The sequence below is a fragment of the Cohnella sp. genome, from assembly GCF_041641335.1.
In the GTDB taxonomy this organism is placed as follows: domain Bacteria; phylum Bacillota; class Bacilli; order Paenibacillales; family Paenibacillaceae; genus Cohnella.
Window position 1 is genome coordinate 1 of sequence record NZ_JBEPYQ010000105.1, and the last position, 24,764, is coordinate 24,764.

Annotated in this window: 20 protein-coding genes; 13 read left to right on the top strand and 7 right to left on the bottom strand. The window is 55.3% G+C overall.

Annotated features, from left to right (window positions below):
* Positions 1–314 precede the first annotated feature (314 nt).
* Together ACESLM_RS25800 and cls are read right to left on the bottom strand one after the other, a co-directional pair.
* Complete coding sequence (locus ACESLM_RS25800; protein WP_372636223.1) at positions 315–908, bottom strand: class I SAM-dependent methyltransferase; 594 nt, start codon at positions 906–908, stop codon at positions 315–317.
* Positions 909–984: 76 nt separating this feature from the next.
* Positions 985–2,391 carry a cardiolipin synthase gene (gene cls / locus ACESLM_RS25805; RefSeq protein WP_372636226.1) on the bottom strand — a complete coding sequence of 469 codons (1,407 nt, stop codon included), beginning with the start codon at positions 2,389–2,391 and terminating at the stop codon, positions 985–987.
* A 193-nt stretch (positions 2,392–2,584) separates the two neighbouring features.
* Here cls and ACESLM_RS25810 point away from each other — a divergent pair, with 193 nt between their 5' ends.
* From ACESLM_RS25810 to ACESLM_RS25820, 3 genes are all read left to right on the top strand, one after another.
* Positions 2,585–6,058 carry a BadF/BadG/BcrA/BcrD ATPase family protein gene (locus ACESLM_RS25810; protein ID WP_372636229.1) on the top strand — a complete coding sequence of 1,158 codons (3,474 nt, stop codon included), beginning with the start codon at positions 2,585–2,587 and terminating at the stop codon, positions 6,056–6,058.
* 24 nt (positions 6,059–6,082) lie between these two features.
* Entirely contained in the window at positions 6,083–7,690 is a 1,608-nt protein-coding gene (locus ACESLM_RS25815; protein ID WP_372636232.1) for a 2-hydroxyglutaryl-CoA dehydratase, read from the top strand.
* A gap of 497 nt (positions 7,691–8,187) precedes the next feature.
* Positions 8,188–8,436 carry a Spo0E family sporulation regulatory protein-aspartic acid phosphatase gene (locus ACESLM_RS25820; RefSeq protein WP_372636234.1) on the top strand — a complete coding sequence of 83 codons (249 nt, stop codon included), beginning with the start codon at positions 8,188–8,190 and terminating at the stop codon, positions 8,434–8,436.
* 4 nt (positions 8,437–8,440) lie between these two features.
* Here the strand turns inward: ACESLM_RS25820 and ACESLM_RS25825 are convergent, their stop codons facing one another.
* The gene (locus tag ACESLM_RS25825; RefSeq protein ID WP_372636237.1) at positions 8,441–8,986 is read right to left on the bottom strand and encodes a hypothetical protein; all 546 of its coding nucleotides are present in this window, start codon (positions 8,984–8,986) and stop codon (positions 8,441–8,443) included.
* Between the two features lie 210 nt (positions 8,987–9,196).
* On the opposite strand from ACESLM_RS25825, the gene ACESLM_RS25830 reads away from it, so the two are divergent.
* Complete coding sequence (locus ACESLM_RS25830; protein WP_372636240.1) at positions 9,197–9,868, top strand: YheC/YheD family protein; 672 nt, start codon at positions 9,197–9,199, stop codon at positions 9,866–9,868.
* A gap of 261 nt (positions 9,869–10,129) precedes the next feature.
* The gene (gene sda / locus ACESLM_RS25835) at positions 10,130–10,273 is read left to right on the top strand and encodes a sporulation histidine kinase inhibitor Sda (protein ID WP_094050117.1); all 144 of its coding nucleotides are present in this window, start codon (positions 10,130–10,132) and stop codon (positions 10,271–10,273) included.
* 313 nt (positions 10,274–10,586) lie between these two features.
* Here sda and ACESLM_RS25840 read toward each other — a convergent pair whose 3' ends face one another.
* Entirely contained in the window at positions 10,587–11,582 is a 996-nt protein-coding gene (locus ACESLM_RS25840; RefSeq protein ID WP_372636243.1) for an NAD(P)/FAD-dependent oxidoreductase, read from the bottom strand.
* A gap of 240 nt (positions 11,583–11,822) precedes the next feature.
* Between ACESLM_RS25840 and ACESLM_RS25845 the strand changes: the two genes are divergently transcribed.
* On the top strand, positions 11,823–13,019 hold the full coding sequence (locus tag ACESLM_RS25845; RefSeq protein ID WP_094050114.1) for an NAD(P)/FAD-dependent oxidoreductase: 1,197 nt from the start codon (positions 11,823–11,825) through the stop codon (positions 13,017–13,019).
* Positions 13,019–13,294: a hypothetical protein gene (locus tag ACESLM_RS25850; RefSeq protein ID WP_372636246.1), complete on the top strand. Its 276-nt coding sequence runs from the start codon at positions 13,019–13,021 to the stop codon at positions 13,292–13,294. Before ACESLM_RS25845 ends, ACESLM_RS25850 begins: the two co-directional genes overlap by 1 nt.
* A 107-nt stretch (positions 13,295–13,401) precedes the next feature.
* On the opposite strand, the gene ACESLM_RS25855 is transcribed toward ACESLM_RS25850, so the two are convergent.
* Together ACESLM_RS25855 and ACESLM_RS25860 are read right to left on the bottom strand one after the other, a co-directional pair.
* Positions 13,402–15,459, bottom strand: coding sequence for a serine hydrolase domain-containing protein (locus ACESLM_RS25855; RefSeq protein ID WP_372636249.1), 2,058 nt, complete (start codon positions 15,457–15,459; stop codon positions 13,402–13,404).
* Positions 15,460–15,548: 89 nt separating this feature from the next.
* Positions 15,549–17,867 carry an alpha/beta hydrolase gene (locus ACESLM_RS25860; RefSeq protein WP_372636252.1) on the bottom strand — a complete coding sequence of 773 codons (2,319 nt, stop codon included), beginning with the start codon at positions 17,865–17,867 and terminating at the stop codon, positions 15,549–15,551.
* A gap of 160 nt (positions 17,868–18,027) precedes the next feature.
* On the opposite strand from ACESLM_RS25860, the gene ACESLM_RS25865 reads away from it, so the two are divergent.
* The 3 genes from ACESLM_RS25865 to aspA all read left to right on the top strand — a co-directional run bounded on the left by ACESLM_RS25865 (position 18,028) and on the right by aspA (position 21,683).
* Positions 18,028–18,756, top strand: coding sequence for a response regulator transcription factor (locus ACESLM_RS25865; RefSeq protein ID WP_372636255.1), 729 nt, complete (start codon positions 18,028–18,030; stop codon positions 18,754–18,756).
* On the top strand, positions 18,746–20,161 hold the full coding sequence (locus ACESLM_RS25870) for a sensor histidine kinase (protein ID WP_372636258.1): 1,416 nt from the start codon (positions 18,746–18,748) through the stop codon (positions 20,159–20,161). The genes ACESLM_RS25865 and ACESLM_RS25870 overlap by 11 nt, the downstream gene beginning before the upstream one ends.
* A 103-nt stretch (positions 20,162–20,264) precedes the next feature.
* Complete coding sequence (aspA, locus tag ACESLM_RS25875) at positions 20,265–21,683, top strand: aspartate ammonia-lyase (protein WP_372636261.1); 1,419 nt, start codon at positions 20,265–20,267, stop codon at positions 21,681–21,683.
* Positions 21,684–21,755: 72 nt separating this feature from the next.
* Here aspA and hemQ read toward each other — a convergent pair whose 3' ends face one another.
* Positions 21,756–22,505, bottom strand: coding sequence for a hydrogen peroxide-dependent heme synthase (gene hemQ, locus ACESLM_RS25880; protein WP_372636264.1), 750 nt, complete (start codon positions 22,503–22,505; stop codon positions 21,756–21,758).
* A 200-nt stretch (positions 22,506–22,705) separates the two neighbouring features.
* Between hemQ and ACESLM_RS25885 the strand changes: the two genes are divergently transcribed.
* The 3 genes from ACESLM_RS25885 to ACESLM_RS25895 all read left to right on the top strand — a co-directional run.
* Positions 22,706–23,017 carry a YuiB family protein gene (locus tag ACESLM_RS25885; RefSeq protein WP_094051060.1) on the top strand — a complete coding sequence of 104 codons (312 nt, stop codon included), beginning with the start codon at positions 22,706–22,708 and terminating at the stop codon, positions 23,015–23,017.
* Positions 23,018–23,062: 45 nt separating this feature from the next.
* A complete protein-coding gene (locus ACESLM_RS25890; protein ID WP_372636267.1) occupies positions 23,063–23,482 on the top strand; it encodes a GtrA family protein in 420 nt (139 codons plus the stop codon).
* A gap of 56 nt (positions 23,483–23,538) precedes the next feature.
* On the top strand, positions 23,539–24,764 hold a 1,226-nt coding region (locus ACESLM_RS25895; protein WP_372636269.1), incomplete at its 3' end, for a replication initiation and membrane attachment family protein.

Genomic DNA, 24,764 nt, shown 5'->3' on the forward strand with positions numbered 1-24,764 from the left:
TGACCCTGTGACGGGTTTATCCATTCCAAATTTCAGGATCGTATAGCATCGGAGGGAGATAGATGCCCATGACATCATTCCATCGATAATCGTTCAGTACGGCTCTGTTTACTTATGGGACAGCCCCTTGGTAAGCTTTATTTTGACGGGCATTTCAGTTTTATTTCGAATGATTTTGCACTTTAGGTTTACCTTGATCGTTTGGGTGATTGGATCGAGAAGGGCTGCTCTTTGGGTTGTTTTTATCGGGTTTGGTTTTAGTGCTCATTTTAGCGTTCACCTCCTCTCGTCGATGTCCAGGCTCAAGGCGTGGATTAAATTGTCGTCTGCCTAGCGGAGAAGAAGAGCTCATTGTACAGAAAGCACTTCCTGAACTTACGATGGATGCTGCAGGAGAAGCGATTCTCGTCAAAAAGCCGCAAGTAGTGATCTTCCTCCCGAATATATTGTCCCCTGTCGTAGAGCTGCATGAATCGGTTGCTGATGGGGGTTTTTGGGCAGAGATAAGGTTCTATGACCAGAATTTGTCCGTCTTTTTTCAGCACGCGCCGAAATTCCTTTAAATAATGCGTTATCAATTCCGATGGCAGGTGATGCAATACGGCAATGATCCATACGTAATCGACGGAGTTGTCGTCAACGGGCAAATCTTCCGTCGACAGCTCGCGGAACTCGTAGTCGGGGAATAGCCGGCTAGCGAATCCGATTCTCCGGCTGTCCGGGTCGATTCCCAGGTACGAAGCCGTGGGAGACATCCGGCAATTGGCCCCGGTTCCGCAGCCGAAATCGAGAACGGACCGATTGTCGAACGAAAATTGTGACGTGATGTGATCGTGGATGTACTTTTTCGTAAACCATTTCGGACGCACAAACCAATGATATAGCATAGGAGAAAACGAATAGCTCATCGGGACCCCCTCATTTTTGAAGCATGAATGTAAAATGTCTTCGAATCGGGAAAACATGTATACCAATACTAATCAACTAAAACAACGGGGAAAGCAATCGGGCAAAAATCTCCTTCAGCTTTTGCATCCTCGGCCGGTTTCTAAATTCCGGAAGAAGAATCTCCATGCTATCCCCGAGATCCCGTTCGAAATCCCGTACTAACCGCTCAACGACGTTCCCGTCGGAGAAAACCGCGTTGATCTCGAACTGGGCGCACAAGCTTCGCACGTCCATATTCGCGGTGCCGGAGAACGCCATGCGATCGCAAATCATGACTTTGGCATGGATGAACCCGTTTCGATATCCGTAAAAGCGAACGCCTGCCTGCAGCAGTTCCTCAACAAAGGACAGGGAGGCATAGTAAACGATCCTGTAATCGGGAACGTGAGGGATAATGACGCGGACGTCGATTCCGCTTTTGGCGGCCGTTCTTAACGCCAGCATCAGCCCGGCGTCGGGAATAAAATAGGGCGTTTCAATATAGATTCTTTCCTTGGCGGACGCGATGCACGAGAAAATCAGCTCGAGGATCGGCTCGTTCGGTCCGCTCTTTACGATACATACCCGATCCTCGCCGTATTTTTCCTGAAGGGGATAGTACGCGGGATCGTGCAAGGCTTGTCCTTTGACCATTTCCCAGTCCTGCAGGAACGTATACTGAATCCACAACACCGCATCTCCCCGCACCCGAAAGTGAGTATCTCTCCAATGGCCGATGGAGGGATCCTCCCCCAAATATTCGTCGCCGATATTCAGCCCCCCGAAATAACCGACTTTGCCGTCGACGACCAGGATTTTGCGATGGTTCCGGAAATTCACCCGCCTGGCGATAAAGGAAGCGATCGGCGGAAAAAAACAGCCGGTCTCCACCCCAAAGGCTTCCAATTGCTTGAAGTAGGTTTTCTTCAGCTTGCGGCATCCGATTCCGTCGTACAGCAGCCGAATTTTGACCCCTTCTCCCGCTTTGCGCAGCAATAACCGCTGCAGAAGCGTACCGAGCCGATCGTCGCGGATAATAAAAAATTCGATGTGAATGTGGTGCTTCGCCTCGGAGATCGATTCCAGCATCGCTTCGAAGGCTTGTTTGCCTTCGCTATAAACCGTCGTTTCGTTGCCGGACGTCGGGGGAAGGGCCGTTGTACGGTCCATAAATCTCCGCACTCGGAAGTCGATGCCGGACGGCGCGTCGCCGGCCAGATCCCGCCAACGCTGTTCGCATCGTTCGACAAGCCTATCCATGGCGTCCTGAGGGAAATTCGGCGAAGAACGGTTGGAACAGGTAAATTCTTTCCCTACGAAGCAATAAGTCAAAAACCCGATCGGGGGGATCGCCAGCGCAATGAACAACCAGGTGACGGCTTTGTAAGGCCGCCTGTATTCGATCAGCACGACGGCCGCGATCTGAAGAAGATAAGCCAAGAATATAGCAAGCAGCCACCACAATCTTGGGGAACCTCCTTTGCGAAGTCGCGATGACGGGAAGAAAAACAGTACGTAAGTTAACCCATTGGACGTCAAAGTATGAATCGCGAGGAGGGCATGCATGCGGAAAATGTGATAAATGTCACATTTCATACATATTTCCTAAACGCTTGGCCAAAGATGATTATCAACGCGAATCGATAGGAGCAATGCTATGAACTTCAAGACCCCCTCGGAAACCTCTCTCTATATCGGGCTTGACGTCGGTTCGACCACGGTCAAGGCGACGGTCGTGGACCCGGAGACGAAACGGATTCTATGGTCGGATTACCAGCGTCACCATACGAAGCAGGCGGAGAAAGTGCTTGATTTGCTCGTTGCCATCGGCAACGAATTTCCGGAAACGAAGCAGGAACGGATCCGCGTCTTTGCGACGGGCTCCGGCAGCGGTCCGATCGCGCCCCACATCGGAGCCAAATTCGTTCAGGAAGTAAACGCCGTGACGATGGCCGTCGAGAACCTGCACCCCGATGTGGGCAGCGTTATCGAGCTGGGGGGCCAGGACGCCAAGATCATCATCTTTAAGGAGAACGAGGAAACCGGCAATAAGCAGGCGCTGACCTCCATGAACGACAAATGCGCATCGGGTACGGGCGCGACGATCGACAAGTGCATGATCAAGGTCGGGATGCCGATGGAGGAAGTGGGCCGACTGCATTTCGACGACAGCAAGCTGCACCATGTAGCGGCCAAATGCGGCGTGTTCGCGGAAACCGATATTGTCAACCTCGTTAAAAGCGGGATTCCTTCCGCGGAAATCATGTGCTCGCTTGCAGACGCCATTGTGATGCAGAACCTCTCCGTGCTTACCCGGGGAAATACGCTGCGTCACCGCGTTCTTCTGCTGGGAGGTCCGAATACCTATTTACCTTTCCTGCAGGAATGCTGGCGCTTGCGCATTCCCCAAACGTGGAAAGAAAGGGGATACGCCTACCCGCAGGACGTTCCGCTCGAAGAGTTGATCTTCGTTCCGGACAACTCGCAATACTATGCGGCTTACGGCGCCGTGATCTATGGCCTTCACGAGCCGGCGGACGTAGGGGTCTATTCGGGCTTGGAAGGCCTAAAGGAGTTTATCGCCCATGGCAGAAAGGCGAAGCTGGGCGAGAAAGCGGGACCGCCTCTGGTCAGCGGGAATGGGGAGTTGGATAGCTTCCGCGATAGCTACAAAATACCGAAATTCACGCCGACTTCCTTCGAGCCCGGGCAGAAGGTGCGGGCGGCCGTCGGACTGGACGGCGGCTCCACTTCGTCCAAGGCGGTGTTGGTCAGCGAAGACGGCACCATTCTGCTGAAGGAATACCAGCTATCCAAGGGGAACCCGTTGGAAGATACGAAAGAGATGCTGAAGCGGATTCGCGACAAAGTCGCGGAACAAGGCGCCGAGCTCGAAATCGTCGGATTCGGTTCCACCGGATATGCCGCGGACGTTCTGGAGAAGACGTTGAAGGCCGATGTCAACATCGTGGAAACTGTCGCCCATATGATGAGCGCCGTCCACCAGTTCGGCGATATCGATGTGATCTGCGATATCGGGGGACAAGATATTAAGGTGTTGTTTCTGAAGAATGGGGACATCCGCAATTTCAAGCTGTCCAATCAGTGCTCCGCCGGCAATGGGATGCTGCTGCAAGCGATGGCCGACCAGTTCGGCATCCCGGTGCAGGAATATGCGGATACGGCCTTCAGCGCCGATCTGAGTCCGAAGTTCTCATACGGCTGCGCCGTATTTTTGGATGCGGACAGGGTCAACTTCCAGAAGGAAGGGTATTCCAAGGAAGAGCTGCTGGCCGGACTTGCGCTTGTCCTGCCCAAGAACGTCTGGCAATACGTGGTGCAAATTCCGCGGATGTCCGAGCTCGGCCGCAAGTTCGTGCTGCAAGGAGGGACGCAATACAACCTCGCCGCAGTGAAGGCGCAAGTCGATTATATCAAGCAAAGGGTTCCCGACGCCGAGGTGTACGTTCATCCGCATCCGGGCGAGGCGGGGGCGATCGGCGCCGCGATGGAGACGCTGCGGGTCGTCAAACGGCGCGGATACTCGACTTTCCTCGGCTTGGACGCGGCGATCGGCTTGCGTTATGTATCCCGCAACGACGAATCGACGCGCTGCAATTTCTGTCCCAACCATTGCAGCCGAACGTTTATCGACTCCGAAACGCCGGACGGCAACACCGCCCGCTATATTTCCGGGTTCTCCTGCGAGAAAGGAACCGTCGAAGACAAGGAAGCGGTCGTCAAGCTGACCAGGGAGCGGCAGGAATTGAAAAAGCACTATCCCAACCTGGTCGACTACGAAGCGCGAAGAATGTTCCAACACTTCTACGACCCGGAACCGATGCCCGAGCACGGAAAGGCGCTGGGAAGCTCCGCAACCAAACGCGGCTGGCTCGGATGGAGCGGAGCCAAGACCGCTTCGCAGGTCCGCCGATTCGAGCGTTCCTCGGACGAATCCCGGGAACGGAGGAGCAAGCTCCGCATCGGCATTCCCAAGGTATTGAACCTCTGGTCTACCGCGCCCTTCTGGCGGACCTACCTGGAGACGCTCGGCATCGAACAGAAAAATATCGTGTTCAGCGACAATACGAGCGAGGAAATGTGGCAGGAGGGCGGCAAATATGGCTCCATCGATCCATGCTACCCGTCCAAAGTGGCTCAGGCGCATGTTCATAACCTGCTGTTTAAGCATCATCAGCGTCAGCCGCTCAACTATCTCTTTTTCCCTTGCATCACGCACATTCCGACTCACTTGAACAACGTGATGGACTCCGCCAGCTGTCCGATCGTGGCCGGCGCGCCGAATGTGATCAAGGCCGCGTTTACCAAAGAGGTGAACTTCTTCGAGACAAGGGGCATTACGTATCTGGATCCGGCGGTGACCTTCACGGAGCCGAATATGCTGAAGAAGCAGCTTTATGAGGCGTTTAAGGACCACCTGCAGATGACCGAGGACGAAAGCGACTTCGCGGCGGATCAAGGCTGGAAGGCGATGGAGCTGTTCGAGACCGAAATGCAGGAGAAGGGCCGAGCGATTCTGGAGCAGATGGAGCACGAAAACCGTCTCGCGATTCTGATGATCGGACGCCCTTACCATTCCGATCCCGGTATGAATCACGGAGTTCTGGAGGAGTTTCAAATTCTCGGCTACCCGATTCTGTCCATGCGCTCCATCCCGAAGGACGAAGATTGGCTGAGACGTTTCTTCTCGGAAGACTTGAAAAGCGGAAGAGTGGAATACGCGCTCGAGGTCAGCGACGTATGGCCGGAAAACTTCAGCTCCAACAGCGTTCAGAAAGTGTGGGCGGCCAAATTCGCCGCACGCCATCCCAACGTAGCGGTGCTGGACTTGTCCAGCTTCAAGTGCGGACACGACGCGCCGACCTACGGGCTGATCGATTCGATTATCACGGCGGCGGGCACGCCTTTCTCCGCGCTTCACGATATCGATGCGAACAAGCCGAGCGGCTCCATCAAAATCCGGGTCAAGACGTATGCGCACAGTCTAGGCCTGCACGAGGAGCGGCTGCAGGATTTGGCGCGCAAGAAAGATGAGCTCCAGAAGCTGCTCGCGCGGAAGCGGATGGAACTGCTGAACGAGCGGCCGGCGGATGAGGCCGGAGCGATTTAAACCAAACGAGGAGGAGAAGATGTAATGCCATCTACTGATATCGAGGAAAAGCTGCTCAAGTATCAAGCCGAACAAGAAGAAGCGTTAGGACTGCAGCCGTCGAAAAGCCAGTGGTTCGATCCGGTTCCGCGCCAATTTCTGGCCAAAGACAAAGCATCGACGACGCTGCTCTTCGGGGGCCTGACGATGGCCCACGACTATTTGGTGGAGGGGGCGCTCAAAGGGCTCGGATATACGGTGAAGCACATGGACTGTCCGGATAACGATTCGCTGCGTTACGGCAAGGAATTCGGCAATCGCGGGCAATGCAATCCCACGTATTTCACGGTCGGCAATCTAATCAAGTACCTGACGCGCCTACGCGACGAGGAGGGCAAATCCAAGGAAGAGATCGTGCGGAACTACTTGTTTATAACAAGCGGCTCCTGCGGCCCGTGCCGCTTCGGCACCTATGTGACCGAGTATCGCAAGGCGCTGCGCGATGCGGGTTTCGACGGATTTCGCGTGCTTCTCTTCCAGCAGACAGACGGCCTCAAGCAAGCGACCGGCGGCGAATCGGCGTTGAAGCTGGATACAGCGTTTTTCCTCGGCTTCCTGAAAGCCGTTCTGCTGGGGGATATCTTAAACGCGCTCGCTTATCGCATCCGCCCCTACGAAGTGGACGCCGGATCGACGGACGCCGCTCTGGAGCAATGCAAGAAGTATTTGTACGAAGCCATGAGCGGGAAAAAGCTGCTGTGGCCGGCGTTGCGAAGATGCCGTAAAGCGCTGCTGGCCGTCAAGGTGGACCGGACCCGGGTAAAACCCAAGGTCAGCATTATCGGCGAATTTTGGGCGATGACCACGGAAGGGGACGGCAACTATCAGCTTCAGCGGTTTTTGGAAAGCGAAGGCGCGGAGGTGGAGGTGCAGTCCGTAACCGCATGGATTCTGTTCCTTATCTGGGCGGGACGCTTCGATACGATGAAACGGATGAACCTTCGCGAAGCCGATTCGGGCAAGCATGGCCTGAAAGGGAAAAACCCGCATATGCGTCTGCGCATGCTAGCACTCGCGGACCGCGTCCTTCGCGTCATGTTCCAGATGTACGCCAACGCGATCGGGCTGCGACATTACCATCTGCCCGACATGAACGAAATCGCCCGCGTGGCTCATGACCATTACAATAACCATCTTCGCGGCGGAGAGGGCCATATGGAAGTCGGAAAGCTGATTCTGAACGTGAAGAAGCGGAAGGTAAACATGACGATATCCGTGAAGCCTTTTGGCTGCATGCCTTCTTCCGGCGTATCGGACGGCGTGCAATCGTTGATTACGGAGAAGTATCCCGACGCGATTTTCCTCCCGATCGAGACGACAGGCGACGGGGCGATCAATGTGTACAGCCGGGTTCAGATGATGCTGTTCAAGGCGAAGCAAGCCGCGCAGAAGGAGTTCGACGAAGCGCTGAAGAGCAAAGGGTATACCGAGGAGAATACGAAGCTGCTGCCGACCCGTTCGAAGTTCAGCCGTTCTCTCCAAACAAGCCGGCATTTCGTGGCTTGCACGGCAGCCAACTTGATCTACGACAAGCGCTGGGCGCTTGTCAAACTCCCCTTATGGAGAAGCAAAAAGGAGCTTCAAGGGGTATAAGCGAGAAAAAAGAACGAATAGGAAGGATAAGCTCCCCATACGGTGGACAGGTGAAATCATAAAACCTGCCTAACGTATGGGGAGCATTTTTCAGTTCAGGCCCCCTCTTGAACGAACTGCTCCACTCATGTTGCAGCTGAAACACCCTTAGCTTATTTTTTGTTGGTCGACACTAGCGACTCGGAATCAATTTCGGCATGGATAATCCTCGGCAATAAGGACTTCGACTCAATTTTCTGCCTATAAAATCAACGATTCGACGGCATTCGTCTAAATCTCTCCAACGCGCGAAGGGCTGATAAAATAACGCCGGCAGGCCGCGGGAAAAGCCGCTTTTTGCGGTTTACATTTAATTTTGTAAAATCGGTTATTTAGTATTGACGAACACCCTAACAATTGCTTAATATTTCTTGTGGAACTTTCCAAAAACTTTCGTTTTATGATAAGTTATAACATGATATGGAAAATGGCAACGCCATCCGGGAGAGGGATTGAAAGTGGAATTTCGGGAAATGAAGTTGAAGGTCATCAAGCGCAATATCGAAACCTTGCGCAACGAGATGATTCTGGCTTACGTCAAAAACGGGGCGGATATGCGCAACGCGCGGGTGCTGGAAATTTCCCAGCTGCTCGACGAGCAATTAAACCGCTATGAGAAATGCCGCAAACGCGCAAGAACGTCCAGCAACGGCTATACGTTTGTGTATCGTCCGCGGCGCGCGACGAATTTGTCCGTGCAGGTTTAACAGTTTATCGCTCGGCTAGCGGAATGCCGGCTTTTTTAATGCCGTAGGTCAGGGTGACCGTGACTCCGTCTTCCAAGTTGTCGCGGGGGAAAATTCCGACGAGCAGACTGCACAGGTCATTGCCGCCCATCAGGTTGACGGTCGATCCGTCCGTATACTCTGCGAACGCCATGCTTCGCTGCTGAAACGCCTGTCGATAATAGTCGCCGGCTTCTTCGGCGTTCCTTGGCAGACTGAACGTGCACAAATAACCGAAGCGGTCGGGCGTGCTCGTGCCAAGCGCGTGTAACCCTTCGGCTTCTTCGGGGATCGGAATGTCCGACAGCCCATCGAATCCGTCGAATCCGTCGAACCCGTGACCCGGTTCCGGTACGGCCGTGTCTTCTTCCTCCAGCGCATCCGACGGCGGATCTCGCGGGCTTTCAGCGGCTTCCGCGATAAATCTACGTTGTTCTCCCCGGTCGAACGCGAAAGACCTCAGACGGCCCATCAGAGCTTGCAGCGCGGACGTCAAAGGCGAGAGCGGCCCCTTCCTTTTCGTACCGCTCATACGAATTCACTCCCCTGGCGAATCTAACTCCCTTATACCGTATGCCCGAATATCCGCCTTCATGTTGATTTTCCGGCTTTTTCGACCGCAAGGCTCGTCATTTTTCCAAGCATCGGCGCAAATTGGGGCGAATCTCCGGCGTCATCCATCCAAGAACCTGTCCTCCGAGTTGAGTATGTATAATCATACCCTCAGGAAAGGAGCCTTTAGATGGAGGTAACGATCAGCCGTCAATTGGCCAACAAATGGGTGAAGACGAACGCCCTGCGCTCGAACCCCTATATCGCCAGGCACATTCCGCCTTCAAGGCTGCTTAATGCGGCCAACTTGCGCAAGATGACCGCCCGCTACGGAATGGTTGTCGTCAAACCGGTTAGAGGCGGCGGGGGAATCGGAGTCATCAAAATCGAGAAGCTGGGCTCGTCCTACAGACTTACGCATAAATCCAGCAAAAGAACCTTTTCGTCGTTCCAGGGCTTGATGAGAGCTTTGAACGCGAGCCGTCTCAAGAGAGCCTATTTGATTCAAAAAGGAATCCGACTTGCGACGATCGGGGGAAGACCGATCGATTACCGGGTGAAGTACGTGAAGGAAAACGGAGTATGGACGTACCGGTCGATGGTCGGGAGGTTGGCGAGACGGGGATTGTTCGTCACCAATCTGTGCCGGGGAGGCACGCAAATGACGGCAGCGCAAGGTATTCGACGTTCGCTGTCGCCGAGACTTGTCAAAAAAAAGAAGAGCGAAATGCGACATTTGACGAAAACGTCAACGGCGCTGCTTGAGAGCCGTTATCCGGGGATCGGACAGTTAGGGTACGATTACGGCATCGACCGAAAGGGACATATATGGATGCTGGAAGTCAATACTCGACCGCAGTAAAAGAGAGGAATCGACAATATTTTCTATAGAAAGCAGTAATAGAATATTTTGCGGTCATGAAAGTTCTTTATTGGCAAATTGCCGAAAAACCTGTGCATAACTTCATCCACAATATGCACACCGAAGAATTAAGGTTTTAAGGCAGATTTCAACAAAATACACACAACTTACGCACACCCCCTTGTGGATAATTGTCGGCTTGTCCACCCTGCTCCGGGCATGCTATGATGCCTTCACAATCTAAGGAGAGGGTGTGGGGTCATGTTGCCGTTGTTAACCGATGAACTGCTGTTGGACGCTTATCGGAGCGCGCTGCGCATGCGGTTGGACAGGGAGTTCGTACGTTTGCTGCGGACGGAAATCCGGCGAAGAGAGCTTTCGGTCCCCGAAGAAAGGGTCGTCTAGACATGCCAGGCGACAATTTCCACCGGAAATTCGTGATGGCAGCCGACGCAGCGGACGACATGCTGGCAAGTCGACCCTTCGGCGGGAGGTTCCCCGAAGGAGACGAGCTCGGGTTCGTAGGGAGAATAGGGACCGCTCCAATCGCTCGCACGACCTTCGTCTTCGGTTACGGAACCGCAATTCGGACAAGAAATCTCTAGGGGGCTTAAAGCGTTGCAGACGGGACATATCAAACAGGGCATCCTCCTTAGGCCGGCGTTACCGGTAGTCCTAAGATAGGATGCCCTTATTGTTTCGCATGATCGCGTTTCGGTTAAAATTTCATGTTACTGCTGTGTCCGGGAGACAGCTTCGCGTCCGGATCGATATACACTTTGGCGTTGTTGATGGCGGTCGGCGCTTCTCCGAATCCGACGGCAATCAGCTTCAGCTTGCCCGGATAGGTGGTGATGTCGCCTGCGGCGAAAATGCCGGGGATGCTCGTTTCCATACGGGAGTCGACGACGATGGAGCCGCCGTCGATCTCGAAGCCCCATTCCGCGATCGGACCGAGCGAGCTGACGAAGCCGAAGTTGACGATGACCGCATCCACTTCATGCTCGGTGACTTCACCGGATTTCACGTCGGTCAGGCTGACGCGGGAAATCGCGCCTTCTCCGTGCAAAGCAGTAATTTCTGTAGGGGTGACGACGTTGACTCCGGATTGCTTAAGAAGTTCGACGCTGTGCTCGTGGGCTCGGAATTTGTCCCGACGATGGACGAGCGTTACTTGCTCCGCGATCGGCTCGAGCATGAGCGCCCAATCGAGCGCCGAGTCGCCGCCGCCGCTGAGCAGCACCTTCTGCCCGCGGAACTTCTCCAGATCGCTGACGAAGTAGTGCAGGTTCGCCTTCTCGTACGCCGCCGCTTCGGGAAGCTCCAGCTTGCGGGGCTCGAACGCTCCGACGCCCGCCGCAATAATGACGGCGCGTGCATGGTGAACCCCTTTATCGGTAACAATTTCAAAGAGGCGTTCCTCGAGCTTGGTCAGCCTCGCTACTTTTTCTTCCAAATAAACGTTGGGCTTAAAAAGCTCCAATTGGGTTTTTAGGTTGTCGACGAGCTCTTGGGCGGTCACTTTGGGAAATCCCGCTACATCATATATATATTTCTCGGGATACAAAGCGGCTAGCTGGCCTCCGAGCTGAGGCATGCTTTCGATCAGGCTGACGGACATCTTCCTCATGCCGCCGTAGAAAGCCGCGAACAACCCGGCCGGTCCTCCTCCGATAATCGCGACGTCCACGACTGGCGTATTGCTGGAATTCAAAATGCTACACCTCCGCGTAATGATGCCGATTGTCGTTACTAAACGTTTCCATTATAAACTTGTCGACAAAGAGAAGAAAGCTTTTTGTACGGATGCCCAAATATATTCGTGAAAAAGAACCTTGAAAATTGTTGGAAAAGCCGATATGATCAACACTAGAGTTTCGCTAAGTGGCTTAGCGAAGGGGATTGTGTAATTTTTCACAAACTAATCACACAAAGGGATTGGATGGGATCATCAATGAGCAGTATACCTAAGATCGTCATTCTGGGCGCAGGCTACGGCGGTGTATTGACCTCGCTTCGTCTGCAGAAGGAATTGAATTATAATGAAGCGGACGTCACTCTGGTCAACAAGCATGACTATCATTACATCACGACTCATCTGCACATGCCTGCGGCCGGAACGGACAACCCGGAGAACGCGCGCGTCAACATTTCCAAGCTGATCGACGAATTCAAGATCGACTTCGTCAAATCGACGGTCGTGCAAATCCGACCTCAAGACCGCAAGGTCATTCTGGAAGACGGAACGCTTTCTTACGATTATCTGATCATCGGTCTGGGCGGCGAGCCGGAAACGTTCGGCATCCCGGGAATGATTGAGCACGCGTTCAACATTCGGAGCATCAACTCCGTTCGCCTCATCCGCGAACATATCGAATATCAATTCGCGCGCTTCAAGCGCGAGCCGCACCGTACCGATTACCTGACGTTTATCGTCGGCGGAGCGGGCTTCACGGGCATCGAATTCATCGGCGAGTTGGCGGACCGCATTCCCGAGCTGTGCAAGCAGTTCGACGTCGACCAATCGCTCGTTAAGATCATCAACATCGAAGCGGCTCCTACCGCGCTTCCGGGCTTCGATCCGGAGCTGGTCGAGTACGCGATGCAAGTGCTTCAGAAGAAAGGCGTTACGTTCCGCATCGGCACGGCCGTCAAGGAGTGCACGGCGGACGGCGTTATCGTCGGCGAAGGCGAAGAAATCAAGTCGCAGACGGTCATCTGGACGGGCGGCGTTCGCGGCAACCGTCTGATCGAGGAAGCCGGCTTCGAGACGATGAGAGGCCGCGTGAAAGTCGACGAGTTCCTGCGCGCACCGGGCCACGACAACGTCTACGTGCTGGGCGACAACTCGCTCGTGTTCAACCCGGACGGCGGACGTCCTTACCCGCCGACGGCTCAGATCGCGATGCAGCAAGGCGTCAACTGCGCCCACAACCTGGTCGCTTCGATCCGCAACCAGCCGCTGAAGCCGTTCGTGTTCCACAACAAAGGCGCCGTGGCTTCGCTCGGCAAAGGCGAGGCGATCGGTCTGGCGTTCGGCAAGAAGTACAAAGGCCGTACGGCTGCATGGCTGAAGAAGATGATCGACCTTCGTTATCTGTTCATCATCGGCGGTATTCCGCTCGTGCTGCGCAAGGGTAAATTCCTGTAATGAGACACTGCAGCGTGCAAGTGCGGGGCCTGTTGACGCGAGACGAACTGGACCGTTACAACGCGCTGATGGAAGTGGGCTCTTATCTGGAGACGCAGAAGCGCTACGACCTCGTCGCCATCGTGCAGTCCGAGGTGGACCTGCTCATCCAGCCGGGCATCGAACGGCTGAAGGAGAAGGGCCGGGCCCGCGACCGGATGACGCAGGAATATTTGGAAGAGAAGCGTCGCGCCGAATGGGAAGCCCAGATGCGCGCGGTGGACGACGAGGAATAATCAAAGATTAATCGAACAAGCCGGATTCGAACGTTCTCCCTGCAAGGGGAACATTCGAGTCCGGCTTGTTTTTTACGACGGCATAATAAACGAACACATCTTTGTTCTCATTGATCCTTCTCATTGGAAGCTGAGCCCGGCAGCGTTAAGCTTGCCGTTCCCAGGCAGTACAGCACCGCCGCCGCTTCCTTGCGCGTCATGACTTGCTTGGACCGGTAATCGACGGTGTCGTCCGCGGACGGTGTCACTTCCGGGCCGTAGAATCCGTTCCCGACGATATTGCGCACGGCGTCCGTCGCCCAGGCGTCGGTTTCTCCGGACAGTTTCGCTTCTTTGGGCGGATGCCCGAGCAGCAGCGAGAGGCGAGAAGCCATGACGGCCGCTTCTTGGCGCATCATCGGACGGGTTGGCTCGAACAATCCCTTTTTCGTACCTGTGACAAAGCCCATATCAAACGCGGTAGTGATTTTGCCGGCATCCGGATTGTCCGCAGTGTCCTTGAACGGAGATTGCCCCTTCGCGGGAGCAGCCCCCAGCCAGTTGACGAGCCAAACTGCAAACTCGGCGCGCGTGATCGGTTCGTCCGGTCGAAACTTGCCGTCCCGCCCGGCTTGAACGACATCGAGTAGATGCAAGCCGTCGATGTAAGCGGCATAGGGGTGGTCTTTGCCGACATCCGTGAATCGTGCGGGCACAGGCAGCTTCTCCGACCATGCCGTAGGATTCGTTTTGGAGAACAAGAACCTGATCGTCCCGTCTTCGTTCTCTTTGAACGCCACGGGACTTCCTTGCTCATCCTCAAAGAGCAGAGGATCGACCTGTTTGAGCGTATGCTTGCCCATCAAGTCTTCCAGCGCGAGCATACCGTCCTGAGCCTTAATGCGCGTCGTCAAGTAACCGATCCGTAAATCCCGGTAGGTGCCTTCGAACCGAGCCAACTGGCTTTTCGCCGGCTGCAAGAACGTCTTTGGCCGTTCGACCGGATAATACCGGTCCATGAACGCTTCGTACAGACGATTCCGCAAATCGGAGCTATGATTAGTTACGATAAAGCCGCCTACGTTCTGCTCGGGAAGCAGCCACATCCACGAGGAGAAACCGGGAATGCTTCCTCCTTTGCCGATCACGTACTGGTTATTGAACTTATGATGTAGGATAAACTCGAATCCGTACGTCATCGTAGGCACCTGAGGATGAATCGCCAGATGTACGCTTTGCATGTCCTTCGCGGTTTCTTCGCGGAGAATGCGCGACTCGCCGAGCTTTCCTTTGTTCAGGTGCGCTAGCATAAACTTGGCCATGTCGCTCCCCGTTGTAACCATGCTGCCCTGGGGCATATCGGTCGGGATCGTGTTGTACAGCGGAAGCGGCCGATGGTTGTCGTCATAGCCGACGGCCAGATCCGCCTGGATGTCGGGCGTCAAAACAAATCGGCTGTCCTTCATGCCAAGCGGCTTGAAAATATGGTCGTTTACGTATTGGTGAAATGGCTTGCCCGACACCTGCTCAACGATGTAGCCTTGCAGCATCGAGGCGAAGTTATCGTATTTGTACACTTCACCCGGCTTGTGTACGATCGTCGGCATCGTTTTGACAACGTACTCTCTGAGCGGTGTAAAGGCGGTCATATCGCCCGTGATCATGTCGCCCGGCGGCGGATCTACGATGTCGAAGCCGGTTGAATGCGTAAGAAGATGCTTCATCGTCAGCGGCGAGCCCGAATTGTTCTTCAGCTTGACATCCCCGAGGTATTGCTGGACGTCTTGGTTCAGATCGATTTGGCCTTGCTCTACTAACTGCATCACCGCCGTGGCCGCAAAGACTTTAGAGACGGAAGCGATACGAAAAACCGTTTTTTCCGGATCAACCGGTATATTGGCCTCTATGTTGGCGGAGCCAAAGCCTTTCTGCAGCAACACTTTGCCGTCTTTGACGACGACAAATAGCGCGCCGGGCGTCTCCAACGCCTGAATATCCGTACGTTTGAAAAACGCGTCCGCAAACCCTTCGATGTCCTTTTCGTCCAGTACGGGCACGCTTTTGTACGTCGCCGCCGCCTCCTTAGACGCCCCGTCTGCGAATGCCGCAGGCACGGTGGCGCAAATGACCGTAACGGCTGTGAAAGCCGAAAGCATCGTTTTTTTCCAAACTGATGTCGTTATCATGTACAAGTTTCTCCTTTCGTCCTTCTATCCGCCTTAGCGGTAGATTAGGGTGTGTCCTGTTTCAAGCGCAGCGCTCAGCTTTCAAGGGTTTATGAAGCCGCCCCGGTTGGGGAGTCGGTTGCCGCGGATTCGCTGCGGGTGCCGGTGTCGCGAATGCCGATGTCGCGGAGCAGCACGGTTCCTTTTTCCGTTTTGTCGAAGATAAAGCTGAATTCGCTTAGCCGATCCGGCTGAAATTTCGGGTTCGCTTTTTGAAAGTCGGCGAGCCGGAAGGCGAAGTTTTGGAATACAGGCTCTTTCGTCGCCAGCGACCAACTGAACGGCCATTTGACGATAGAGCTCTCGAACATCGGCAGCAAGCTCGCGACAGAGCTTAACGGCAGCGCCGCGACGTTGCCGCTTGCGTCAACGGCCCGCACGGTCAGGTCGACGAGCGCGTCCTTGGCGCCGGTCGCTTCCTTGCTATCATCCCTGTCGGCCAACGAAAACACGATCGAGCTGTTTGTCTGCGGGGCGATCCCGGCGCCGCCATCCGGCAAAGAAACCGTGTATGCCGGAACACCGGGTTTCGCTTCGCGATCCCAATCTAGACGAACGGCGCTGTATTGGACCGGCGCATATTTCATCTCGACCTTGCCTTCCTTCCATTCTTTGAGATGTTCCCCGGAAAGCCGTCCGCCGGGCAACGTTGTTGTGTTCAAGTCTATATCTTCGTCAAAGCTGCTGATCACCTTCGTATGCGAGTCCATATAATCACTGATGTACATCGTTTCCGGGAGCCAATCCCGGGCATAGCCGAGGTCCTGGAATAGGGCACGGTATTCGCTTTTCCCGCTTATCGTCGCATCGAGGAACGACGAAACAAGCACTTTGGCCGCTTGCAGCTGATCCTCCTGCGGAATGAGCTGGGCCGTGTTATACAGTTTGTTGCCAAGCCCGGCGCCGTCGTACCGTCCCCAAACCGTGTTGAATTGTCCGTGGTTCGCCCCGTAGATATATACGGCCGCTTTAAAATAATCGCCGCCCGTAAAACCGATCCGGCTGTATTGGCTCGCTCCGTCGAACGAGATGACGTCCATGTCGTGCGAGCCTTGCAAGGCCAAATAGTTCAAATCGTTCAGCACGGTCGGTTGCCCCGCCGGCTTGTATTGCCCGTCCGTGCCGGCCAGCGAAATGACGGAACGGATACCGAAATGATAGTCGAATTTGAGGTTGCCGTCTTCGGGGTACGCCTGCAGTTTGTTGTACGCCGCCGCCACCGTGATCGCTTCGCCGCCGCGAGAATGTCCGATCAGCGCGACACGGCTCAAGTCCGCTTTGCCGTAGAACGGGTTGCCTATCGTAGCGTTCCAGTTTTTCCATGCCTTCAAGTGCTCAAGGATGAGCCACCCGCGCGCCGGATTTTCCTTTTCCAATACATTAATCATAAATAAGTCGTCATACGGCGACGTATTGAGGAAATTTTCGTCGATCGATACAAAAATGTACCCGCGGCTGGCCAGCAACCGGCCAAGATATTCATAACCAGGATCCGAATCATCGGTTGCGAGATGGTTGCCGTGTACGGCAACGACGACCGGAAACGATTCTTCCCCGTCGGGATACCAGACCGACCCGTTCAGCGGCATCGCTTCCGGTCCAAAGCCAAACGTTTTCGTGCGGAGCGACGACCATTTCGTAACAAAAGCGGATCCATCCACCGGCTTCGTCACGAGCGAGTCTTCCGCAAGAAGCGATTTTCGCTGGGGGCTTGCGCTGCCGTACGTTAAGGTTTTCACCTGATACGGTCCTGGCTCTGCCGGATTGGCCATCGTTGTCTTGTAGCGTTCCGCCGGCTTTAGCTCCTGCAGTCGGAACGGCTTGGCCAACTCCGCGTTGCCGTTGTCGAGCAGCCAGTACCCGCCGGTAACCACGAATCCGAATGTGAGGGCCGTTAAAATGCCGGCTGTCACTTTCGAAACCTTCTTTGCTCCCCGGTAGGTTCCGTTCATCCACCGGGCGATAAGCGCGCCTAGTAATGAAACGCTGGCAATCACCGACAATGTGATGAAAAACATCAGCTGCATCGGGCCGATAAAGCTGATGAACAGCAGGCAGAACGAAACAAGCGCCAGCCAAACGTAACGCGTAGGCATTCGTTTTGCCCAGTGCAGCAGCCCGGCGGCGATGCCGGAGATCAGGACGATGGCCAGCAGGAATACGACGGTTCCGGTCATATAATCCAGTGCGCCGCGCGACCCGATCATTTGGTATGCCTGAACGAGATAAATGCAGCCGACCGCAGCGGCCAGCGCGATGAAAGCCCCTTTCCAGCCCGGGGCGAGCGGAGCGGTCCGCTTGAACGGGGCCAGAAGGCGGGAGAACCGATTGGCGGACGGTTTCTTTGGGATTAACTCTGTTTGTGCCATATGAAGCCTCTTTTCGTCAAAATGGTGTCTTCCTGCATTGGACACTGCTCATTATAGGGGTCGTTTCTTTCCCCCGACTTTCAGTTTTCTTAAAATAACCTTTCAACGCAGGAAATCGCTCGCGCGGAGCGAACACTACGAATGACGAGGAGGCGGAATGATGCGCAAAACGATTTTGCTTGTCGACGACGAGCCGGATATTGTCGGTTTGCTTAAACTATTTCTGGAAAAAGAATTTGACGTGCTTGAGGCGCATGATGGTCAAGAGGCGGTTGAGCTGTTCTCGCGGCATTCGGTTGATTTGGCTGTGATCGATATTATGATGCCGCAGCTCGACGGCTTTCAGCTGCTGCAGTGGATACGAAGGCACTCGAAGGTCCCGGTGATCGTCGTGTCGGCGAAAAATCAGGAGACGGACAAAATCGCCGGGCTCGGGCTTGGCGCCGACGACTTCATCACGAAGCCGTTCAGCCCGTTGGAGGTCGTGGCGCGCATTCAAGCGCAGCTGCGCAGAACATACGAATTCAACGACCCTGCGCCGTCGCGAATGGAAGCGGGCGCCGATTCGGACGCAACGCGGCTCGGCGATCTGACGCTGGATCACGAAGCGTGTCTCTTGTACAAACGAGGGGAGCCGATCGCGCTAAGCGCGATCGAATACAAGCTGCTCAAACTGTTTATGACTAAACCGGGCCGCATTTATACGAAAAAACAAATTTTTGAAAATGTTTGGTCCGACCCCTACATCGCCGATGACAATACGATTATGGTGCAAATTAGCCGGTTGCGCGATAAAATCGAAGATTCTCCTCGAGAACCGTTTTATGTAAGAACGGTGCGGGGGCTTGGCTACCGGTTTGCCAAAAAGGAAGAGTTCCATGCGCCGTAAATCGAAGTTGTCCGGTATGCTGCTTCGGAACTACATCTTGTTTTCGCTGACGGTTGGGGCGAGTGTGTTTTTGCTGCTGCTTTTTTTCGTTGATCGGACGAACGATCGGCTGCCGGCGCAAGAAATGTCCTTGCTGAAAGCAAGCGAAATCGTCAGGCCGAATACGGCCAATATTCCAACGGAGGCGATCGAGGCTCTGTATGGCTGGGTGGAAATTCTCGACGAGCGGCTGAAGGTGGTCGAAGTGAAGGGGACCAAACGGGACGGTCCGGCTGCGTATACGGAACGAGAGCTGAACGCGTTATTTTACGATGTAGAAGAAAATCCGTTTTATACGTCTATCGCCCCTTTTCGCACCAACGACGGACATGATCGATACGGCTTGGTCAGGCTGCCGAAAAATAGGGTGAAAGAGGTCGTCGCTCTTGACGAGGATACGCAGGAAAACCAATCGATTTTTTGGGGCGTCGTGGCAGAAACGGGATTGCTGTTCCTGGTGCTGTTCGGAATCAACGTATACGTATACAGCAGACTGACCGCGATCCGATTGACGAACCCGCTCGGCCAAATCGCCGACGGCATTCGCAGCATTGCTGGCGGGCGTTACCATGAAAGGCTTCGATTCGAGGCGAATTACGAGCTGGCGCAAATTCAGGAAAGCTTTAATGCGATGGCGGAAAAATTAGAAAAGATCGAAACGCAAAAACGTCGGATTGAAGAAAGCAAGCAGCGGATGCTCGTACACATTTCACACGACTTGAAGACGCCGATTACGACGATTCAAGGCTACGCCGATGCGCTGCAGCTCGGCATAATCGAGGATGAGGCGAAAAAACAGCGAACGATCAAACTGATCCGTGACAAAACCAAACTGGTCGGAGAGCTGATCGACGATGTGTTCGAGTTGTCCAAGCTGGAGAGTCCTGAATATCCGATCGACAAGGAGGCAAGCGATCTTGCTGAATTTGTTCGGGAGATGGCAGTCGAATATTACGACCTGTTTGAAGAGCGGGAATTTGCGTTCGAATGCGATATTCCTGCGCAGGACGTCATCGTTTTGTTTAATAAGAAACTGCTGTACCGCGCCGTATCCAACCTGCTAGAGAACGCGCTGAAATACAATGCGTCAGGGACGCAGGTGCGACTAACGCTAACGGACGGAGACGAGGAAGCTCGCATCGAAGTGGCCGACAATGGCGTCGGCATTCCCGACCATCTTAGGGACCGGGTTTTCGACGCATTCACCCGCGGCGACATCGCTCGCAAAAGCGACGGCGGCACGGGCCTTGGCCTGACGATCGCGAGGCACATCGTGGAGAAGCACGACGGGCGTATGCGCTTGTGCCCCGAGGGTGGCTGTACTCGGTTCGAGTTGACGCTGCCGAAGGCGTGTTTGCTTGGTTGATTGTGCAGTCTTGGTTTTTTTTCGTTTCGCCTATGCTTGTTTGCGATTCCGTGTACAATAAAGGGGTAAAGCTGACAGCCAGATTAGGGAGGAGAAGAGAGAGATGCCGGGACGGACGGAGAAAGATTCGATCGGAAGCAAGGAAGTGCCTGATGAAGTGTATTACGGAATTCAGACTTTGCGCGCGGTAGAGAATTTCCCGATAACGGGGGTGCCGGTTCATCCCGAGCTGGTTATCGCGCTCGCCGGCGTGAAGAAGGCGGCCGCCCAGGCGAACATGCAGCTCAAAAGGTTGCCTGCGCAAATCGGGCAAGCGATCGTGCAGGCTGCGGAAGAGGTAGCGGGCGGCAGCTTGTCGGAGCAGTTTATTGTCGACTCGATTCAGGGGGGCGCGGGCACTTCGATCAACATGAACATGAACGAGGTGCTGGCCAACCGGGCGCTGGAGCTGATGGGGCATGCCAAAGGGGACTATTTTCACTGTAATCCGAACAACCACGTCAACATGTCGCAATCGACGAACGACGCGATTCCGACCGCGCTGCGCATCGCGGCCCATCGTCTGACCGGGCAGCTGCTGGATACGATGGAGGAGGTTCGCCAAGGGTTCGTCCGCAAGGAAGCGGAGTTCGACGACGTAATCAAAATGGGCAGAACCCATCTGCAGGACGCGGTTCCGATTCGCATGGGCCAGGAGTTCGGCGCGTATTCGAAGGTGCTGGCGCGGGACATGGGACGCATTCGGCGCGCTTCCGAAGGGCTGCTTGCAGTTAACATGGGCGCGACGGCGGTCGGCACGGGGCTGAACGCAACGCCCGAATACATTCGGCTCGTCGTGGAGCATCTGGCCGGCGATCTGGGAATCCCGGTCGTATCCGCCCCGGATCTCGTCGATGCGACGCAGAACACGGACGCTTATACGGAGCTGTCCGCCGCGCTGAAAGTATGCGCCGTCAATCTGTCGAAAATCTGCAACGACATTCGCCTGATGGCTTCCGGGCCGCATGTCGGGCTTAACGAAATTTTGCTTCCGCCGAGACAACCGGGCTCTTCGATTATGCCGGGCAAGGTGAACCCGGTCATGGCCGAAGTCGTCAACCAGGTCGCATTCCAGGTGATGGGCAACGACCATACGATCTGCATGGCTTCCGAGGCGGGTCAGTTCGAGCTGAACGTCATGGGGCCGGTCATCGCCTTTAACCTGCTGCAATCGCTGCAGGTGCTGCAGAGATCGCTGGACGTCTTCAACCGCTTCGCGCTGGAGGGAATGGAAGCGAACCGAGCGAGATGCCAGTCGTACGTCGACAGAAGCTTCGGCATCGTTACCGCGCTGAATCCGCATCTCGGCTACGACGTGGCGGCGCAGCTCGTGAAGGAAGCGATGAAGACGGGGATGACGATCAAAGAGCTGATCTTGGAAAAAGGTTTGCTGACGCAGGAGGAAATGGACGAAATTCTCGACCCGATCCAGATGACGACGCCGGGAATCTCGGGAGAGCACTTGCTGAAGGAGCAGGTTTGAGCGAATAAAGAAGCCCGCGTCGGCTCCAGAAAAGGGAGAAGGCGCGGGCTTTCATTATTGCGTCAGATCGAATCAGCCTCTAGGCAGCAGGCGCTCAAACGCTTCTTCGGTCAGCAGATTGCCAACGAAGAACGATCCGAATTCGCCGTAACGCGCGCTGACTTCGTCGAATCTCATCTCGTAGACGAGCTTCTTGAACTGCAGGGCATCGTCGGAGAACAGCGTCACGCCCCATTCCCAGTCGTCGAAGCCGACCGAGCCGGAGATGATCTGCTTCACCTTGCCGGCGTAGCCGCGGCCGATCATGCCGTGGCTTCTCATCAGCGTCTTGCGCTCTTCCATCGGCAGCATGTACCAGTTGTCCTCGAGATTGCGCTTCTTGTTCATCGGATAGAAGCAAATATGCTTGCTCTTCGGCAAAGTCGGCTTCAGGCGGGCGACGATCTCCGGCACCTGCAGCGGATCTACGCCGGGAGCTCCCATATAGTTGCTCAGCTCGACTACGCTGACGTAGGAGTAGGCTTTAACGGTATAGCGGGCAAAGCTCGAACGGTTGAACGCGTTCTCGATCTCGTTCAGCTCCTCCAGCGTCTCCCGCAGATGCATGAGGATGAAGTCCGCTTTCTGGCCGACGATCGAGTAGAACGCGTAGCTGCCTTCCTTGCGCTCTTCGTTCGCCGTCCATTCCGCGCGCAGCTTCGCCAGCTCGTCCAGCGCGGCGTCTTTTTCCGCGGGGGTCGCGGCGTTCCAGGCTTGCCAGTCGATCGTGCGCAGGTCGTGCAGCACGTACCATCCATCCAATGTTTGAGCGGCTTCGCTCATCGGTCATCTCTCCTTGTCCAAGCGGTTTATTCCCATTGTAGCCCAACGGGCGAGCGAGGGGCAAACGTCCGCAGCCGCATTGACGGGAGAAAACGGCATTTTCGACGTTTTGTTCACAGCTCATTCACACCCTCCGCGTTGACTGGGACCCGACCAGCTTGTAAACTGGAAAAGAGTCTGACTTTTGGAGGGTTTGCGCAATGATCGGTGGAGTCGTAGGTGGCATCTTGTTCGGGATTATCGGCTCGCTGCTCTGCTTGGTGCTGTTTTTCGGCATCGGCTTTATTCTGAACATGCTGATTAAGACAACCTGGTTTCCGCTCTGGCTGTTCGTGATCGTCGTCATTCCGCTCGGCATTTGGCAGCTGTGGCAGGATGATTTGACCGTTACCGAAAATATACAATCGCTGCTCGTATCCGATACGATTCTGATCGTGGCCGGCGGCGTCGGCGCGTATTTGAGCGGCTGGGCGATTCGCGCGCTGCGGCGCGGCGGGTATAAAATGTTCTGAACCTCGCGAACGGAGCGAGGCTGAGCGGAATCGGGAGGAGTCGAAATGCTCCGGCTATCGGAAGGGTTGAAAATGGCGAAGTACGCGCTCGTGGGCGGATTGAACACGGGAGTGGATTTCGCCGTTTTTTGTGCGTTGGTGTACGGATTGGGCTTTCCGTCCGCGGGAGCGCAGGTCGTATCTTATTTGGCGGGCACGGCGAACAGCTACTTGCTGAACCGCTACTGGACGTTCCGGGTACGGAACAAGATGAGCGCGGTCGAAATGGTCCGCTTCGTCCTCGTGAACGCGGCATCGTTCTCGGCTGCCACGGCCGTGCTGCTGGCACTCGAACACGCGGGGCTGGAGGCGGCTGCCGCCAAGGCGGTTTCGGTCTTCCTCTCCCTTGCGGTGAACTATGCGGGATATCGTCTGTGGGTGTTCGGAGACAAACAACGACAGCGAATCGAAGAGCCCGAATCTTGAATTCTATGCTACAATAGAAGGATCATCACTTTGAAGAAAAGAGTGTCGATCCCGCGATGCGCGTGTCGAATTTAATGGAGTTTACGGAAAATCACCGGTTCATCGTCAGCAGGGACTTTGCGCTCAGCGGACTGGACCGGAAAGCGCTGGTCAGCCTGTACCAGCCGATGGCTGGCGCGGTTTCGGCCGCTTTCTACCAGCTGCTCTATCATCAGATCGCCGAAGACGCGTCCGGAATATCGGCTCCGGAGTCGCAGCGCAAGCTGTTTCTCGGACTGGGGATGGAACTGAACGCCGTCGGCCGGCAGTCGGCCGTCGACGCGGCTTCTCGCTTGGAAGCGGTCGGCCTGCTGCAAGTGTACCGCCATCATAATCCGTTGTCGGAGGAAACGCTGTACGAATATGTTCTTGTCGCCCCGCTTAGTCCGGCCGAGTTTTTCGCGAGCGAGCATCTGACGCTGCTGCTGCGGGACAAGATCGGCAAGAGCGCGCTGCTGGAGCTGCGCGACGTTTTCGCTCCGGAGCCGCCGCCGGAGCTCGCCCGGTTCGTCAATCGGGAGGAAGCGACCGTTCACTTCTCGGAAATTTTCCGCATCAGCCCCGGGCAGGTCGATCCGGAGCTCGAAGCGGGCTGGTCCGAGAGCGCCGTGGCGAAGGAAGCCCCTTCGTTCCGTCCGGCGGAACGGATTCGCCATAGCGAGATGATCCTGCGATTTCCGCGAGGCTCGGCGAACCGGGTGTTCGTGGAGAGGCTGAATCGCGCGCCGCAGGCGATGGCTCAGATCAATTATTTGGCGTACAAATACGACTTGGAAGTGCCGGAGATTTGCCGTTTGCTCGACGAGGACGGCATGTTCCGACACGACGGCACGCTGCAATGGGACGACCTGCAGCATCGGGCGAACCTGATGTATCGGCAGGATCGCAAGCGCGCGGAAGAGCGGGAACGGTTTCTCGCGAGAGGGGAAGAAAGGCCCGGGGGGATGCAGGCGGACGAGCCAGTCGCGATTCCTCCGTCCTTGCTGCTCGACATCCCGGAGAGATTCCAAGAGAAAGTCGCCGTGGAGGGCTACAACGAGATGCTTCGCAGGGAGCCGTACACGCGGATGCTGGCGCGTTATTTTCCGGGGGAAGTGCCGGACAACTTCGTGCGCGTATTCGAGCGTATCGACTTAAGCTATAAGCTGCCCGAGCCGGTCATCAACGTGCTGATCCACTACGTGTTCTCGCTCGGGAGGGCGCAGCGGCTGACGAAGTCGTTCGTCGACGCGATCGCTTCGAA